Origin of the sequence: Streptantibioticus ferralitis (genome assembly GCF_029223525.1) — a bacterium.
GTDB lineage: Bacteria > Actinomycetota > Actinomycetes > Streptomycetales > Streptomycetaceae > Streptantibioticus_A > Streptantibioticus_A ferralitis.
This window is the reverse complement of sequence record NZ_JARHTQ010000002.1, coordinates 161,791-177,817: the sequence shown is the minus strand read 5'-3', so window position 1 is coordinate 177,817 and position 16,027 is coordinate 161,791. Positions and strand designations below refer to the sequence as shown.

The 16,027-nt window shown below is 70.3% G+C and carries 11 protein-coding genes and 1 pseudogene; 7 read left to right on the top strand and 5 right to left on the bottom strand.

The window, feature by feature from the left end:
* Positions 1-49: 49 nt before the first annotated feature.
* Complete coding sequence (locus P2L57_RS03645; protein WP_275808072.1) at positions 50-721, top strand: UdgX family uracil-DNA binding protein; 672 nt, start codon at positions 50-52, stop codon at positions 719-721.
* A gap of 9 nt (positions 722-730) precedes the next feature.
* On the opposite strand, the gene P2L57_RS03640 is transcribed toward P2L57_RS03645, so the two are convergent.
* Positions 731-1,474 (bottom strand): type 1 glutamine amidotransferase domain-containing protein, encoded by a 744-nt coding sequence (locus P2L57_RS03640; RefSeq protein ID WP_275808069.1) that lies wholly within the window; start codon positions 1,472-1,474, stop codon positions 731-733.
* Between the two features lie 263 nt (positions 1,475-1,737).
* Here P2L57_RS03640 and P2L57_RS03635 point away from each other — a divergent pair, with 263 nt between their 5' ends.
* Together P2L57_RS03635 and glxA are read left to right on the top strand one after the other, a co-directional pair.
* Complete coding sequence (locus tag P2L57_RS03635; protein WP_275808066.1) at positions 1,738-3,615, top strand: glycosyltransferase family 2 protein; 1,878 nt, start codon at positions 1,738-1,740, stop codon at positions 3,613-3,615.
* Positions 3,616-3,644: 29 nt separating this feature from the next.
* On the top strand, positions 3,645-5,576 hold the full coding sequence (glxA, locus tag P2L57_RS03630; RefSeq protein WP_275808063.1) for a radical copper oxidase GlxA: 1,932 nt from the start codon (positions 3,645-3,647) through the stop codon (positions 5,574-5,576).
* Here glxA and P2L57_RS03625 read toward each other — a convergent pair.
* The 3 genes from P2L57_RS03625 to P2L57_RS03615 form a co-directional block, all read right to left on the bottom strand.
* Entirely contained in the window at positions 5,524-6,609 is a 1,086-nt protein-coding gene (locus P2L57_RS03625; protein WP_372515613.1) for a glycoside hydrolase family 6 protein, read from the bottom strand. The two genes, glxA and P2L57_RS03625, sit on opposite strands and share 53 nt — an antisense overlap.
* 139 nt (positions 6,610-6,748) lie before the next feature.
* The gene (locus tag P2L57_RS03620) at positions 6,749-8,530 is read right to left on the bottom strand and encodes a serine hydrolase domain-containing protein (protein ID WP_275808057.1); all 1,782 of its coding nucleotides are present in this window, start codon (positions 8,528-8,530) and stop codon (positions 6,749-6,751) included.
* A gap of 47 nt (positions 8,531-8,577) precedes the next feature.
* Positions 8,578-9,879 (bottom strand): exo-beta-N-acetylmuramidase NamZ family protein, encoded by a 1,302-nt coding sequence (locus P2L57_RS03615; protein ID WP_275808054.1) that lies wholly within the window; start codon positions 9,877-9,879, stop codon positions 8,578-8,580.
* A 155-nt stretch (positions 9,880-10,034) separates the two neighbouring features.
* Here P2L57_RS03615 and P2L57_RS03610 point away from each other — a divergent pair, with 155 nt between their 5' ends.
* Both P2L57_RS03610 and P2L57_RS03605 read left to right on the top strand, forming a co-directional pair.
* A complete protein-coding gene (locus P2L57_RS03610; RefSeq protein WP_275808051.1) occupies positions 10,035-11,804 on the top strand; it encodes a glycoside hydrolase family 3 protein in 1,770 nt (589 codons plus the stop codon).
* Positions 11,801-12,781 carry an alpha/beta hydrolase gene (locus P2L57_RS03605; protein WP_275808047.1) on the top strand — a complete coding sequence of 327 codons (981 nt, stop codon included), beginning with the start codon at positions 11,801-11,803 and terminating at the stop codon, positions 12,779-12,781. Before P2L57_RS03610 ends, P2L57_RS03605 begins: the two co-directional genes overlap by 4 nt.
* A gap of 2 nt (positions 12,782-12,783) precedes the next feature.
* On the opposite strand, the gene P2L57_RS03600 is transcribed toward P2L57_RS03605, so the two are convergent.
* Positions 12,784-14,868, bottom strand: coding sequence for a SpoIIE family protein phosphatase (locus P2L57_RS03600; protein ID WP_275808045.1), 2,085 nt, complete (start codon positions 14,866-14,868; stop codon positions 12,784-12,786).
* Between the two features lie 376 nt (positions 14,869-15,244).
* Here P2L57_RS03600 and P2L57_RS40115 point away from each other — a divergent pair.
* Together P2L57_RS40115 and P2L57_RS40110 are read left to right on the top strand one after the other, a co-directional pair.
* Positions 15,245-15,478: pseudogene (locus tag P2L57_RS40115) on the top strand (dimerization domain-containing protein); the annotation flags it as partial.
* A 131-nt stretch (positions 15,479-15,609) separates the two neighbouring features.
* Positions 15,610-16,014: a methyltransferase gene (locus P2L57_RS40110; protein WP_308292428.1), complete on the top strand. Its 405-nt coding sequence runs from the start codon at positions 15,610-15,612 to the stop codon at positions 16,012-16,014.
* Positions 16,015-16,027: the final 13 nt, after the last annotated feature.

Below are 16,027 nucleotides of genomic sequence, written 5' to 3'. Positions count from 1 at the left end.
CAGGTCAGCGGGGGGCGATCGAAACCGTCGAGGGCAGACGGAGGCCGCCATGGCACACGGTTGGGCGCCGGAAGCGTATGACGCGGGTCCCCACGTACCCGATGGGGCCGATCTGGCGGCGCTCGCGGCAGCCGCGGCCGACTGCCGGGGGTGCCCCCTGTACCGCGAAGCCACGCAGACCGTCTTCGGCTCCGGTGATGTCGCGGCTCGTATGGTGCTGGTCGGCGAGCAGCCCGGGGACCAGGAGGACCGCCAGGGCAGGCCGTTCGTCGGCCCGGCGGGGAAGGTGCTGATGCGCGCCGTCGACGAGGCGGGCATCGATCCGGCGCAGACGTACATCACGAACGCGGTCAAGCACTTCAAGTTCGAGCGGGCAGAGCGGGGCAAGCGGCGGATCCACAAGGCCCCGAGCCTTCGCGAGGTGTCCGCGTGCAGGCCCTGGCTGGTCGCCGAACTCAGGCTTGTGGACCCCGAAGTCGTCGTTGCCCTGGGCGCGACGGCGGGTAAGGCCCTGCTGGGCCCGTCGTTCCGGGTGACCCAACAGCGTGGGGCCCTGCTGCGGCTTCCGCCGCTGGACGGGGACGACGGGGCGGACAGTGGGAGCGGTTGCCGGCTGGTGGCGACGATCCACCCGTCCGCCGTGCTGCGGGCCGACGATCGGGAGGCCGCGTACCAGGGGCTGCTGTCTGACCTGCGGGTGGCCGCCAAGGCGCTGGGCTGAACGGCGAGTTCACTTCAGCAGTTCGAGGAAGCGGCGGCCGAACAGGTACGCATCACCCGGCCATCGTGCCGACAGGTAGTTCCGGTCCGTGACGACGAACGCCGGTGTGTCATCGGTCGCCGTGCCGCGGCAGGTGAGGACCCTGGGCCCGCGCTGGAACTGGCTGCCGGAATCGTCCAGCGCGGACTTGACCTCGTCCTCCACATACGCCGGGTACGTCCGGTAGTAGCGGCCGAGCCGCCAGGCGGTGGTCAAGTAGGCCGTGCGTTCCATGTACTTGGGCAGGCAGGTGGTACGGCGGTCCGCGAGCAGGCCGCGGCCGGTGGCGGGGTCGGTGGCCCGTGCCAGCACCAGCACTCCGTGGCAGATCGCCCCGACCGGCCGGTCCAACGACCAGAAGCGCGCGACCAGTTGACGCAGTACGGGCGAGCCCAGGTACTGCCGCATTCCCGGTGCGTGCCCGCCGGGCAGTATCAGTCCGTCGAAGGCGGCCGGGTCCAGATCCGACCACGCGGCGGTGGCAGTGAACTCGTCGGCCCGGGTGAGCTCCTCGTAGCACCGCTTCGCCTCTTCCGTGGCGCCGAGTTGCCCGAAGATGACGCCCGACAGCAGCCGTGGGTCGGCGGCGGGGCGGGTGCCCGCCCGTTCGGTGGCGAAGACCACGTCGTGCCCGGCGTCACGCAGAATCCGCCAGGGCACCGACACTTCGGTGACGTCGAAATCCCGGTCGGGAACGGGAAGAAGAACACGCACTGGTCGTCCTAGAGGTGAGAGGTCGGCAAGGGCAGAAGACTCAGGCAGTCCTATTTTCATCCTGGCGATACCCCGCTGGCCGATCGGGGTGCGGCCCGCCAGGAGATGGCGGGGCGCGCGCGAGAACAGCGCCCAGTGCGGGACGGGCGCCGCGCCGAAGATCAGCCTGTCATGCCGTCCATAAATCATTTGTTATCTTCTGCCTGAAATTAGACATTCGCGTCTTTTAGGGCGCCAGTCTTCACTATGCATACGGGGATGCTGTGACGATTTCGCAGGACAGCGACCGGCAGACGACCGGCCGTACAGCTACGAACACCCGCTTGCCGGTCCCGGCCATCGCACCCGGTCCTCGCTCGCCGAGCGGCGAGCCCAGCAACCAGACCACCACCAGCAGACGCGGAGTGCGACGCTCCGCCAAGTACGACTACGAACACTTCAGCCAGCTCGCCGGACCGCTCACCGAACCCGAACCCGGTCCGGACGGGACGTACCGGGTCCGGTACCGCAACCTGCTCGCCAGGGGAGGGCACCGGGTGCGGACCGCCCTGCTGCTGTCCGCGGCGCCGGTCCTCTCGCTGCTGCTGCTGGTGTGGCTGATGCTGCCGGAGCACTGGGTGCACCGGCGCTACGTCCCGGAGTGGCAGTCCGCGCTGGACGTCGTGATGCTCGTCTCCATCGGGCTCATCGAAAGCTTCCGCGTGGTCAACGTGCTCTCCAACGCACACGCCACACTGGTCGCCCGCGACCCGATCCCGGTCCGGCCCGAGCCCGGCACCCGGGTGGCGTTCCTGACCAGCTTCGTACCGGGCAAGGAGCCGCTGGAGATGGTGCGCGCCACCCTTCAGGGCGCGGTGCGACTGCGTCATGACGGCCCACTGGACATCTGGCTGCTGGACGAGGGCGATGTCCCCGAAGTGCGGGCGCTGTGCGCGGAGTTGGGGGTACACCACTTCTCCCGCAAGGGCGTGGACAAGTGGAACCGGCCCAGCGGACCGTTCCGGGCCAAGACCAAGCACGGCAACTACAACTCCTGGCTGAACGCGCACGGCCGCGACTACGACTTCATGGCCTGTGTGGACACCGACCATGTACCGCTGCCCGAGTTCCTGGAGCGGATGCTGGGCTACTTCCGGGACCTCGACGTGGCGTTCGTCGTCGGCCCCCAGGTCTACGGCAACTGCGACACGGCGGTCACCAAGGCTTCGGAGAGCCAGCAGTTCCTCTTCCACGCGCTCATCCAGCGCGCCGGGAACGCCTACCGCGCGCCGATGTTCGTGGGCACCAACAACTGCGTACGCATCAGCGCGCTGCGGCAGATCGGCGGGCTGTACGACTCCATCACCGAGGACATGGCCACCGGCCTGGAGATCCACCGCAGACGCAATCCGCGCACCGGCAACCGGTGGTGCTCGGTGTACACCCCGGACGTGCTGGCCGTCGGTGAAGGCCCGTCGTCATGGACCGACTTCTTCAACCAACAGCTGCGCTGGAGCCGGGGCACCTACGAGACGCTGCTGCGGCAGCTGTGGAAGACGCACTTCATCCTGTCTCCCGGCCGTCTGTTCAACTACTTGATGCTGGTCTCGTTCTATCCGATCTCGGCACTCAACTGGATCCTCGGCGGCGTCTCCTGTTTCCTCTTCATGGTCCTGGGCGCCTCCGGTGTGCACATCGAGTCGCAGATCTGGATGATGCTCTACAGCGACGCCGCGGCTCTCCAGATCGGGCTGTACCTGTGGAACCGGCGGCACAACGTCAGCCCGCATGAGCCGGAGGGCTCGTCCGGCGCCGCGGGCATGGTGATGTCCGCACTCTCCGCGCCGCTGTACGCCCGATCGCTGGTCGGCGCCCTGCTGCGGCGCAAGGCGGGCTTCGTGGTCACCCCCAAGGGGAACTCCGCCAGCCCCGACCGGCTCGCGACCTTCTCCACCCATCTGGGCTGGGCTGCGCTCTTCGGCGGCTCACTGGCCGCGTCGTTCTTCCTCGGCCACACCCATGTGGCGATGCGCATCTGGGCGGTGCTCGCCCTGCTGACCGCCCTCGCACCACTGCTGGTGTGGCGGGCCACAGCCGCCAGACAGCGGTTGGGCGCGCCGCGCCGGCAGGCGCCCCGGCCCGTCGCCCAGCGCACCAGCTAGTACACCGCACCAGTCAAAGGAAACATCCCGTGAGGTACCGCCCCAGCCCGCAGACCCGTAAGACCGCACTCGGTGCCACGGCGTTCGTCGTCCTCGCTGCGATGAACGGCCCGGCCGCACTGGGTTTCGCCGAGCACTCCTACCACCAGTACAGGATCAACCAGCCCCGGTACAAGGCACTCTACGGGCACTGGGACCTGGTCGACGTGCCCAAGCAGTACCGGATCAACTCCATCCACGCCGCGCTGCTGCACACCGGCAAGGTGCTGCTGATCGCAGGATCGGGGAACAACGAGAAGAACTTCAGGGCGGGGACGTTCCAGAGCGTGCTGTGGGACCCGGTGAAGAACACCTTCAAGGAGATCCCCACCCCCAAGGACATGTTCTGCGGCGGTCACGCCCAACTCCCCGACGGTCAGCTGCTGGTGGCCGGCGGGACGGCCCGCTACGAGAAGCTCCAGGGCGATGTGAAGCGGGCCGGCGGCGCGATGCTGGTCAAGAACGAAAGCCCCGACCGGCCACAGGTGCTCCCCAAGGGCACCGTCTTCCGCGGCTCGACCGGCAAGGAGTACGCCTCCCAACTCCCCATCGTGGTACCGGCGGCGAAGAAGACGGTGACCGGGTCCGGCCCCACGCAGAAGGTCACGGTCACCGCGAGCGAGGCGCGGGTCTACGTCGAGGCGGTGAACGAGGGCGAGGCCGGGATCTCCAACACCGCCGACCAGTACGAGATCGTCGGCCTCAAGGGCAGCGAAGCGCGCAACCACTACGGGCTGGCGACCAAACTCGGCCTGGACAAGAAGGACTTCCAGGGGCTGAGGGAATCGTATGCGTTCGACCCGGACACCGAGCGCTACGTCCAGGTGGACTCCATGTCGGAGGCCCGCTGGTACCCGACCCTGGTCACGCTGGCGGACAACAGGGTGATGGCCGTCTCCGGACTGGACGACATCGGTCAGATCATTCCCGGCAAGAACGAGATCTTCGATCCGGCGACGCGCAAGTGGTCCCCGGGCCCCACGCGCTACTTCCCCACCTATCCCGCGCTGTTCCTCACCAAGAGCGGCAACCTGTTCTACTCGGGTTCCAACGCCGGGTACGGACCGGCCAACCAGGGCCGGACACCCGGTGTGTGGGACCCGCACACCAACACCTTCGCCCCGGTCCCCGGCCTGCACGACCCCGACCAGACCGAGACCTCCGCGTCCGTGCTGCTGCCCCCGGCGCAGCGGCAGTCGGTGATGATCCTCGGCGGTGGCGGAGTCGGTGAGTCCCACAGGTCCACCGCGCGGACCGCGGTCGTGGACCTCGCCCAGCAGCACCCGCACTACACGGACGGCCCGGACCTCCCGCAGGGCACCCGCTACCTCAACGCGGTGCTCACTCCGGACGACTCCGTCTTCACCTCCGGCGGATCCGGCGACTACCGGGGCAAGAGCGCCAGCGACATCCTCCGGGCGCAGTTCTACGACCCAGCCCACGGCACGTTCCGCCCGGCCGCCGCGCCGACCGTCGGCCGCGACTACCACTCCGAGGCACTGCTGCTGCCGGACGGGCGGATCGCCGTCTTCGGATCCAACCCGCTGTTCGCGGACAAGGCCAACACCCAGGACGCGCCCTTCGAGCAGCGCATCGAGGTCTACAGCCCGCCGTATCTGTACGGGAGGACCAGGCCGGAACTGGGCTCCGGCCCGGTGGAGGTGGATCGCGGGCAGTCGATGACGTTCGCCAGCTCATCCGCCGCCGGGGTGCGAGCGGCGCGGCTGATGCGCCCGAGCGCGGTCACCCACGCCACCGACGTGGAACAGCGGTCGATCGCGCTGGACCTGGTACGGCATGACCGCTCGGTCACCGTCACGGTGCCGCAGGACCCGTCCTTGCTGCAGTCCGGCTGGTACATGCTGTTCCTCACCGACCAGCGGGGGACTCCATCACAGGCCCGCTGGGTTCATGTTCACTGACGGACGGCCAGTCCCCGGACCTGCGGGCCAGTTGGAGGGCGTAGTCGGGCCACCACTGTCCCGCAGGCGGGCCGCCCCGGCAGGCTCCGTCGGACTCGCCGGGGCGCTTGACCCACAGGTAGGCGTCCACCTGACGGTCGCCGGTCGCCGTGGTCGGCGGTCTGCCCAGGGCCCGGTTCGGCGGGTTGCACCAGGGCTGCGCCCCCTCGGGTTCCGTGCCCGCGGAGCGCCGCAGGGGGCCGCCGCCGTTGCGACTGGTGTCGATGACGAAGTGCGCGCCGCCCAGCAGCGCGGAGAGCCGATGGCCGTAGACCCCACTGGCCCGTGTGGTCTGGAAGTTGGACACATTGAGCGCGAACCCGTCGGCGTGCTCGATGTCCGCCTTCCGCAGCGCGTCCGCCAGTTGCTCCGGGTTGCGGATCCAGCCCGCGTTACCGGCGTCCAGGTACACGGAGGTGTTCGGCCGCGCCTTGAGCGTCCGCACCGCGTACGCCAGCAGAGCAAGCCGCTCGCCGTCACCCTGGCTGGCGGGACAGGTGACCAGCTGGGCCACCGCGTCCGGTTCCAGCACCACCCACGCCGTGCGGTTCTCGATCCCGTCGGCCAGCTTGTCCACCCAGGCGCGGTACGCGGCGCCGTCCGCGGCTCCCCCCGCGGAGTACTGGCCGCAGTCGCGGTGCGGGATGTTGTAGGCCACCAGCACGGGAACCCGCTGGGCCAGTTGGGCCTGCATCGTGACCTGTCGCGCGCGTTCCTCCGGGTCCCCCTCGCCGAGCCAGGTCGCTGTCGGCTGATCCGCGATCCGCCGCAGCAGATCGGCGTCGTCCTCCCTGCCCCGCTCCTGCCACACGGCGGCCTGCTCGTCCGCCCGGTTCTGCGGATCCACCCAGAAGGGCGAACCCGGGCCGGATGCGGGCTGGTCCAGTGGTACGACCAGCGGTCCGCCAGCGGCCGTGGACCACGGGGTGAGCAGCCCCTGGACCCCGAGCAGTGCGGCAGCGATACAGGCGGACGTCGTATAGCGAGCCGACAGACGCACCAGTACTCACCCTCTTCTCCGTCAACGGCGGCAGCCGGATACCGCCGGCATCCCTCCTAGACTCACATATGGCGATTAATCAGACATGATTCAACGTGTCAGGCGCGTCGTGTCGATGACCGGCCGGCCGTCCTCAACGGCCGCTCAGCGTCCACCCGTCAGCGGCGAAGGCGCCGGGATCGCGGTCGCCGTCGAGCAGCAGGCCATGGCCGTCGGACACCCGGACTCCTGACACGTTCACCCCTCGACCGGTGTACGCGGGGTCCGTTGTGTACCGCCAGCGCAGCAGCAACTTGCCCGCTCCGGAGGGGAGTTGCGCGGACGCCCGCCACCAGGAGCGGGCGCCACCGGACAGCGCGGAGACCGTGCCGGGCGGCGCGCCGCGCCCGGTGACGGTCACCGGGACCGGCTGCCAGGTGGTGCCGCCGTCCGTACTGGACTCCAGGTAGACGAAGTCGGAGTCGGCTTCGGTGTCCACGAAGGTGTTGTAGCGGATGGCGAGCGGGCCGCCGAGCGGGCTGAGGGACGTGGTGAGCGTCGCGGTGGTCGCGTCGCCGATGCCGGAGTACCAGGACGGTACGTCGTGCGGCGCGCGGACCGCCATGGCGTCGGCCAGGCCGTTGGCGACGGCGCGGCGGGCCGGGTTGGTCGAGCCCCAGTCGCGGGTCGGGTGGACGCGATTGCTGAACTGCAGCGCGATGGACCGCGATTCGGGGTCGATGACGACGGTGGTGCCGGTGAAGCCGGTGTGCCCCGCCGTGGCGGGACCGTCCAGCCGGCCCATGTACCAGCGCTGGTCGAGTTCGAAGCCGAGGCCGTGGCCGTCGCCGGGGAACCCGCTGTTGAAGTCGGTCAGCATCTCGCGCACCCAGTGCGGGCTGAGGATGCGGCGGCCGCGGTAGGTACCGCCGTTGAGGATGGTCTGTGCCAGCACCGCGATGTCGCCGACCGTGGAGAACACCCCGGCGTGACCGGCGACGCCGCCCATCGCCCAGGCGTTCTCGTCGTGCACCTGGCCCCAGACCAGTCCACGCGGCGGCTCGCCGGGCCCTTCCTCGTACTCCTCGGCGGCGATGCGCGGCCTGAGGGAGGCGGGCGGGTTGTACATGGTGTCGTGCATGCCCAGCGGGCCGGTGATGCCGTCGCGTACCAGGGCGTCCAGTGGCTTGCCGGAGATGTGCTCCAGCACCTGCTGCAGCGTGAGCATGTTCAGGTCGGAGTAGAGGTACGCGGTGCCTGGCGGGTGCTGCGGTGTGGTGTCCAAGATGGCCTTGATCCGGGAGCCCATGTCGGGGTACTGCCACAACGGCGGGCTGGGGTCCGGCGGTAGGCCGGAGGTGTGGGTGAGCAGTTGCTCGACGGTGATCGAGCCCTTGCCGTTGGCGGCGAACTCCGGCAGGTAGCCGGCGACGGTGGCGTTCAGGTCGAGGCGCCCGGCCTGGAGTTGCTGGACGGCCGCGATCGAGGTGAACAGCTTCGACAGTGACGCCAGGTCGAAGATGGTGTCGGCGCGCATGGGGATCTGCTGGTCGGCGGGGAGCGGATCGCCCTTCTGGTCCGCGTAGCGCAGTGCGTACCCACTGGGGTGGTCGGCCACCACCACCCCGTCATGGGCCAGCAGCGTCACCTGGCCGGAGAACATCGGGTGGCCGGTGCCCGGGTCGGGCCGGGTCCAGGCGTCCACCTGGTCCACGGCGGTACGCAGCGGAGCCGGGTCGAGCCCGGCCTGCTCGGGCGTGCCATGGCGCAGCACGGTCCAGGCGGGCGCGAAACCGCGGTACGGCTGGTCGAACCGCCCGGCGGCGGGGGGACGGACCGGGCGCGCCGATGTGGCACCGGCGCTCGCGGTCCCGGCGATCAGCCCTGCGGTCGCGGCCACCGCCACGGCCGCCAGGGCGGCTCGGCGAGCGAACATCGCGGGTCCTCCCCTCACTCGGACATACGCACTCGGCGCCCGCGCGCCTAGCGGTACAGCAGGAACGGTTCGCGTCGCTTGCGGAAGTGCTCGAGTTCGGTGTGCCAGGCGCCGACCACCTCATCGGCCGAGGCGCCCGCGTCGACCATGGTGCGCAGTCTGCTGGAGCCCGTGAGATCGTCGATCCAGTGGTCCGGGCGCCAGCCGAAGACCGACGGGTACAGCCGACGGGCGGTCACGATCATGGCCACCGCCGTGCTGATGGCATCAACCTGGCGGCGGTCGGTGAGATGCACCTGAACGCCGCCGCATGTGGTGTTGGCGAACTTGTCGAAGGTGGGGACGGTGTAGTTCTCCCGGAACCGCACGCCGGGCAGGCCCATCGCGTTCAGCTCCTGCGCCCAGCGCCAGTCGATCCCGGGAGCTCCGATCATCTCGAACGGCCGGGTGGTGCCGCGCCCTTCGGACAGCAGTGTGCCCTCGAACATGCACGTACCGGGATAGAGCAGCGCGGTGTCACCGGTGGGCATGTTGGGGCTGGGCGGCACCCACGGCAGACCGGTGTCGGTGAACAGCATGGCGCGCCGGTAGCCGCGCACCGGCACGATGTCCAGGCTGCTCAGTCGCCGGCCGCCGGAGTCGCCGGGCAGGAACAGCGCGTCGAACATCCTCGCCAGCTCACCGGCCGTCATGCCCGGTTGCTGGACGATGGGTTTGAGCCCGACTCCGGTGGCGAAGCGCGGGTCCAGCAGCGGCCCGTACGCCTGCCCGCCGATCGGGTTGGGGCGGTCCAGCACGACGAACGCCGCGCCGGTCCGTACCGCCGCCAGCATCGCCACGTACATCGTCCAGGTGTAGGTGTAGAAGCGCGCGCCGACCCCGGCGATGTCGAACACCACCGTGTCCACGCCCGCCTTGCGGTACATCGCCGCCAACTGGTCCGCGGACGCTCCGTAGGCGTCGTACACCGGGATGCCGGTGCGCGGGTCGGTGTAGTCGCCCTCGGAGCCGCCGGCCTGGGAGGTGCCGCGGAAGCCGTGCTCCGGGCCGAACGCGGCGACCGGGCGCGCACCCGAGGCGGTCATGGCGTCCACGATGTGGGTCAGATCGTGCAGCACACCGGTGGGGTTGGTGAGCACACCCGTCCGGCGTCCGGCGAGCGGGCGCCAGCCCTGCGCCGCCAGGACGTCCGCGCCGGTCACCAGCCGGTCGCGGCCGGGCACCGCGTTCGCCGGGTCCGCCAGGCCGGCGGCACCCGCGCCGAGCGCGGTCGCGGCGATGAGAGCGCGTCTGCTGAGCGGTGCCATGACGGCCTCCTGCGTCGGCGTACCGAATGGCAACGTACGCATGCGACGGTTCCCGGTCAATGATGTGTGCGGGGTTGCCGACACCGTTGTCGGGTGGTGTGCCGGGATCGTTGACAGAGGGTTGGGTGCGCGGTGAAATGCCTGCGCACCACTGCACCGTCCTGGTCGGATCCCCACCTCTCGTCGGGAGGCTGCTGATGCGTGCTCGTGCGGTCACACCCATCCTGCTGACCGCCGCCGCGGTCGCCCTCACCGCCGCCGCTCCGCCGCTCGCTCCGGCCACCGGCACCGCCTTGCCGACGGACCGTCAGATCCGTTCCGTGCTGGCCCGGATGACACTGCGGGAGAAGGTCGGCCAGCTGTTCGTCTCCGAGGTCTACGGGGACTCCGCCACCACCACCAACCCCGCGGATGTCGCGGCCAACCACCGGCTGTACGGCAACAATGTGGGCAATGGTGCGCAGTTGCTGGCCGCGTACCACCTCGGCGGCATCATCTACTTCTCCTGGAGCGACAACCTGGGCGACCCGCGGCAGATCGCGGCGCTCTCCGCCGGTCTGCAGCACGCCGCGACCGCCTCGCACGCCGGCGTCCCCCTGCAGATCAGCACCGACCAGGAAGGCGGCGTGGTCAACCGGATCGGCGCGCCGCTCGCGGTGTCGCCGGGCAACATGGCCATAGGCGCCACCTTCGACCCGGGCGACGCCTACCGGGCCGCCTCGGTCAGCGGGGCGCAGCTGCGTGCGCTGGGCATCAACGTGGACGACGCGCCAGTGGTGGACGTCAACACCAATCCGCGCAACAGCGCCGACGGGCCCCGGGCGTTCGGCGACCGCACCTCCTGGGCCGCCCGCTTCGCGGCCGCGGCGGTGAACGGCTACCGGTCCAGCGGAGTGGGCGCGCAGGCCAAGCACTTCCCTGGGCTCGGCGACACCACGGTCAACACCGACAACGGAGTCGCCGTCACCCACGAGTCCCGCGCCCAGATCATGGCCAGGGACGTACCGCCGTTCCGGGCGGCCATCGCGGCGGGGGCGCCGTCCATCATGGCGGCGCACATCGTCGCGCCCGCACTCGATCCGTCGGGGCTGCCCGCCAGTCTCTCCCGGCCCATCGTCACGGGCCTGCTGCGCGGCACCCTGCACTACGACGGCGTGGTGATCACCGACGCCCTCAGCGCCGCCGCCCTGAGTGGGATCGCCCCCGGGCAGGTGATCCTGGACGCCATCAACGCGGGCGACGACGAGCTGCTGATGCCTCCCGATCTGCCGGGTGCGGTACGGACGGTGCTGAACGCCGTGCACGCGGGCACGATCAGCACCGCGCGCATCGACCAGTCGGTGTACCGCATCCTGCGGATGAAGGCACGGCTGGGCCTGTTCACACACCCGTACCCGGCCCTTCCCATGGGTCCACTCGATGACGCGGGCACCATGGCGGCGATCGCCCGGCGCTCCGTCACCCTGCTGCGCGACACCCGCCATCTCCTCCCGCTGGCCCCGCACTCCGGAGCGCACGTACTGGTCACCGGTTGGGGCACGGCCACCACGCAGAACCTGGCGGGCGACCTGTCCGCGCGGGGGCTGACGACCCAGCGGCTGTGGACCGGCTCGCCGGACCAGGCCACGATCGACGCCGCCGTGGCGGCGGCCAGGGCCAATGACATCACGGTCGTGACGACCTACAACGCCTGGAGCGACCCCGCCCAGCAGAGCCTGGTGCGCCAACTGCTGGCGACCGGCAAGCCGATCGCGGTGGCCTCGGTCGGCGGGCCGTACGACATCGCGTACTACCCCACCGCGGCAACGTACTTGGCCGCCTATGACTACCAGCCGGTGTCCGTCACCGCGTTGGCGAACACGCTGCTGGGCACGGCTCCGGTCGGTAGGCTTCCGGTCACCGTCCCGAAGGCGGCCGGCGGCGGGACACTGTTCGGCTTCGGCTCGGGGATCGGATACCAGCGATGAGACGTACCCGTCGAATGCTGCCGCTGGTTCTGCTGCCCCTGGCGGGAGTTGTGGCCGTCCTGGGACTGGCCGCCGCGCCCGCGCAGGCCCATGGCGGTGACACCGCCCGGGTGGTCGCCGAGCAGCGGGTCGCCGCCCGCCAGGTCGATCTGACCATCTCCTCCCCCGCGCTGGGCACCACCGCCAAGGTCCGTCTGCTCACCCCCGACGGCTGGGCGCCGAGGACGCGTCGCAGCTGGCCCACACTGTGGCTGCTGCACGGATGCTGCGACGACTACACCGGCTGGACGGCGAAGACCGACCTGGCACGCATCCCGGCACTGCGCAATGTGCTGGTCGTCATGCCGGAGGCAGGCCGGACCGGCTTCTACAGCGACTGGTGGAACTACGGGACCGGCGGCTCGCCACGGTGGGAGACGTTCCACCTCACCGAGCTCCGGAACCTCCTGGAACGCTCCTACGGCGCCGGTTCCGACCGGGCGGTCGCGGGGCTGTCGATGGGCGGTTTCGGCGCGCTCTCCTACGCCGCCCGGCACCCGGACATGTTCCGGGCCACCGCCTCCTACAGCGGGGTGGCCGATCCGCTCTACCAGCGCGGCGGCCCGGACAACGTGCTGGCCATCGTCCGTGGTCAGGGCGCCGACCCGGACGCGCTGTGGGGCGATCCGGTGGCCGACCGGACCGTCTGGGCAGAGCATGATCCGTACGTCCTGGCGGGTTCGCTGCGGCGGCTGCCGGTCTTCCTGTCCTGTGGGGACGGTACCGCGGGGCCGTTCGATCCGCCGGGCGTCACCAGCCCCTACGAGACCCTCTTCCTGGCCGAGAGCCGCCATGTGGCCGACCGTCTGCACACGCTGGGCGACCACCGTGTGGTCACCGACTTCTACGGCCACGGCACGCACAGTTGGCCGTACTGGCAACGTGAACTTCACCGCTCGCTACCGCTGTTGCTCGGCGCGATGGGTGTGCGGGCCTGAGGTCAGTCGTCGGTGGTGGACCGGGCGATGAGCAGTGCGACGTCGTCGTGGTCGTCGGGGTGGCGCAGGATCCGCAGCAGGATGTCGCAGGTGGTCTCCAGCGGCCGGTGCGGGCCGGAGAGCACGTCGAGCAGAGCGTTCAGCCGGATGTCGATCGAGGTGTCCCGGGTCTCCACCAACCCGTCGGTGTACAGCACGAGTTGATCACCTGGGGCCACGTCGACGACGATGGTCTCGAAGGGCACTCCGCCGACTCCCAGCGGGGCGCCGGTGGGCAGGTCCAGCAGTTCGGGGGCGCGGCCGGGCCGCATCAGCACGGGAGGCAGATGTCCCGCGTTGGAGATCCGGCACTGTCCGCGTTCCGGGTCGTGGACGACGTACACGCAGGTGGCGATGGAGCGGCCCAGGCCGTCGGCGACACGGTCGAGGTGTCCCATGAGGTCCGCGGGGTCCAGGCCGAGTTCGGCGAGCGTACGGGTCGCGGTACGCAACTGGCCCATGGTCGCGGCCGCGTTGATGCCGCTGCCCATGACGTCGCCGACGACGAGCGCGGTGCTGTCGCCGGTCAGCGGGATGACGTCGAACCAGTCGCCGCCGACCTCGCTGGTGCCCGCGGCGGGCTGGTAGCGGTAGGCGACCTCAAGTCCCGGGCGGTGCGGCGGACTCGGCGGCAGCAGATCGCGCTGCAGGGTCAGCGCCGCCCGGCGTTGGGCCTGGTACCAGCGGGCGTTGTCGATGCACACGGCGGCGCGAGCGGCCAACTCGCAGGCGAGCACGGCATCGTCCTCGGTGAACGGCAGCGGGTTGCGGGCCCGTTTGAGGTCCAGCGCGCCGACCACCGAGCCGCGGGCGATCAGTGGCACCGCGAGGTAGGAGTGCAGTCCCGCACGGGCCAGGAGTCCGGCCGACACCTCGTCCCGGGCGATGCTGCGCAGGTCCTCCGGCCGCACTCGTGGGATCAGCACGGGGCGGCCGGTCTTCACGCACTGGGTGATCAGCCGGTCCGGATCGTAGGCGGCGACCTCGCCCGTGGGGTCCGCCGCCCGGGTGGCCTCGGTCGGATAGCCCGCCGCCACCGCGAGGGCGCGGAAGACCGGGCGGTCGCGGTCCGCGCTCGAATTGCCGCGGCGGTCGTCCATTATCGAGTCGAGTACGTCGACCGCCGCGACGTCGGCCAGCTCCGGTACGCAGACGTCGGCCAGCTCACACGCGGTCTGGTCGAGGTCGAGGGTGGTGCCGATGCGAACGGTGGCGTCGGCGATGAGGGTGAGCCGCTCCCGTGCCTCGGCCGCCTCGGTGGCCGCGCGGTGCCGTTCGGTGATGTCCACCACCGAGGTGGCCAGGCCGAGCACTCGCCCGGCGGGGTCGTCCAGGCGGTAGTACGACACCGACCACGCGTGCTCGGTTTCCGGGTCGGCAGGGGTGCGGCCGGTGGCGAACTGGTCCAGCACCGGAACGCCGGTGTCCAGCACCTGGCGCAGCAGTGACTCGACGTTGTCGGCGTCCAGGAACGGCAGCACCTCGCGGACATGGCGGCCGATGTGCTGGTCTGCGGGGATTCCGTTGATCCGTTCCAGCGCCGGGTTGACGGTCACGAACCGCAGGTCGGTGTCGAGGACGCCCAGTCCGATCGGTGACTGGCTGACCAGCCGCACGGACAGCGAGAGCTCCGTCTCCAACCGGCGCAAGGTCGCCTGGTCGGTGGCTATCCCCAGGGCGTAGAACCCGTGGTGCGCGTCCTGGAGCCGCATGTTGCGGAATTCGACCAGCCGGGTGCTTCCGTCCTTGTGCCGGACGGGGAACACCCCGGCCCAGTACGTTCCGGCCTCCATGACTTCGGCGAACAGCTTGAGTATCTGGTCCCGGTTCCGCTCGTCGACCAGCAGCCGTGCCGCGTACCTGCCGAGCGCCTCCTCGGCGCTGTAGCCGAACAGGTCCTCCGCCTGGGGGCTCCACAGGGTGATCCGGCCGCTGGCGTCCAGCACCACCGCCGCCACGCTCAGGACGTCCAGCAGCCCGCCCGGCGGGGCAGCCGCGTCCGTGCTCTCGGGTCCCAGGCCGGCCGGGAACGCGTCGGTCGCACTCATTCCCGGTCACCCCTTCCGCCCGTCGTGACGCCCGTGGCCCGCGCCGTCCGCGCGACCCGTCCGTGCCGTCTGTGCTCGCGACCCGGTCCACACCGGTCCGCACCGTGATACTCCGCTCCATCCTCTCTCGGCATTGCCCGGCACCGCAGCCCCTGGACTGCGGTGATCTCGTGGAGCATGCCGTTGGGGAAGGCTTCGCACCGCTTCAGCGCGCCGAAGATACCGCATAACGGAAATAGAATTCCGTCTACCTGTCCACCCGGTCGTACCACTGACGGCCGGGTGCGCTCTGGCGAGCGTCAGTAGTGTCCACCGGAATCGGTCCTGTCGCACCAAGGGCGGCGATACACAGGGCGCCGAAAGAGGGGACGAGCTGATGTCGAATCAAGAGCCGCACCACGGCGGACACGGGGATTCGGGGTCGCCGGAGCGGATCATGCGAGTGGGGCTTGGGTTCTGGGAGGCGAACGCGCTGTTGAGCGCGGTGGAGCTCGACGTCTTCGGCACACTCGCCGCGGCCCCGCTGGGCGGCGAGGAGTTACGGTCCCGGCTCGACCTGCATCCGCGCGGGGCAGGGGACTTCTTCGACACCCTGGTCGCGCTCGGGTTGCTGGACCGGGACGGCGGCGGCCGGTACACCAACACCCCTGACTCGGCGCGCCATCTCGTCCGCTCCGAGCCGTGCTACGTCGGCGGGATGCTGGAGATGGCCGGGCAGGCACGGGTTTCGACCTGGCTCCGGTGCGACCGCACTTCGAGGAGTACGTGGCCGCGGCGGGAACCGCCGACCGGCTGTCGTTCACGGCGGGGGACTTCTTCACCGATCCACTGCCCGCCGCGGATGTGCTGGTGTTCGGGCACATCCTGCACGACTGGGATCTGCACACCAAGCGGATGCTGTTGAAGAAGGCGTATGACGCGCTACCGAATGCGGGGGCGGTCATCGTCTTCGAGTCGCTGATCGACGACGGCCGCCGGGAGAACGCCTTCGGGCGGCTGATGAGCCTCAACATGCTCATCGAGACCAAGGGCGGATTCGACTACACCGGCGCCGACTTCCGAGCCTGGCTCACGGAGGCCGGTTTCCGGGACTGCCGGGTGGAACACCTCGCCGGCCCCGACTCGATGGTGGTCGGCATCAGGTAACGCACTGCGGAAG

What these genes read in the sequence shown, in the direction of transcription:
- P2L57_RS03645 (WP_275808072.1), top strand. Translation starts at nt 50, where the DNA reads ATGGCACACGGTTGGGCGCCGGAAGCGTATGACGCGGGTCCCCACGTA.
- P2L57_RS03620 (WP_275808057.1), bottom strand. Translation starts at nt 8,530, where the DNA reads ATGTTCGCTCGCCGAGCCGCCCTGGCGGCCGTGGCGGTGGCCGCGACC.
- P2L57_RS03615 (WP_275808054.1), bottom strand. Translation starts at nt 9,879, where the DNA reads ATGCGTACGTTGCCATTCGGTACGCCGACGCAGGAGGCCGTCATGGCA.
- P2L57_RS03610 (WP_275808051.1), top strand. Translation starts at nt 10,035, where the DNA reads ATGCGTGCTCGTGCGGTCACACCCATCCTGCTGACCGCCGCCGCGGTC.
- P2L57_RS03605 (WP_275808047.1), top strand. Translation starts at nt 11,801, where the DNA reads ATGAGACGTACCCGTCGAATGCTGCCGCTGGTTCTGCTGCCCCTGGCG.
- P2L57_RS03600 (WP_275808045.1), bottom strand. Translation starts at nt 14,868, where the DNA reads ATGAGTGCGACCGACGCGTTCCCGGCCGGCCTGGGACCCGAGAGCACG.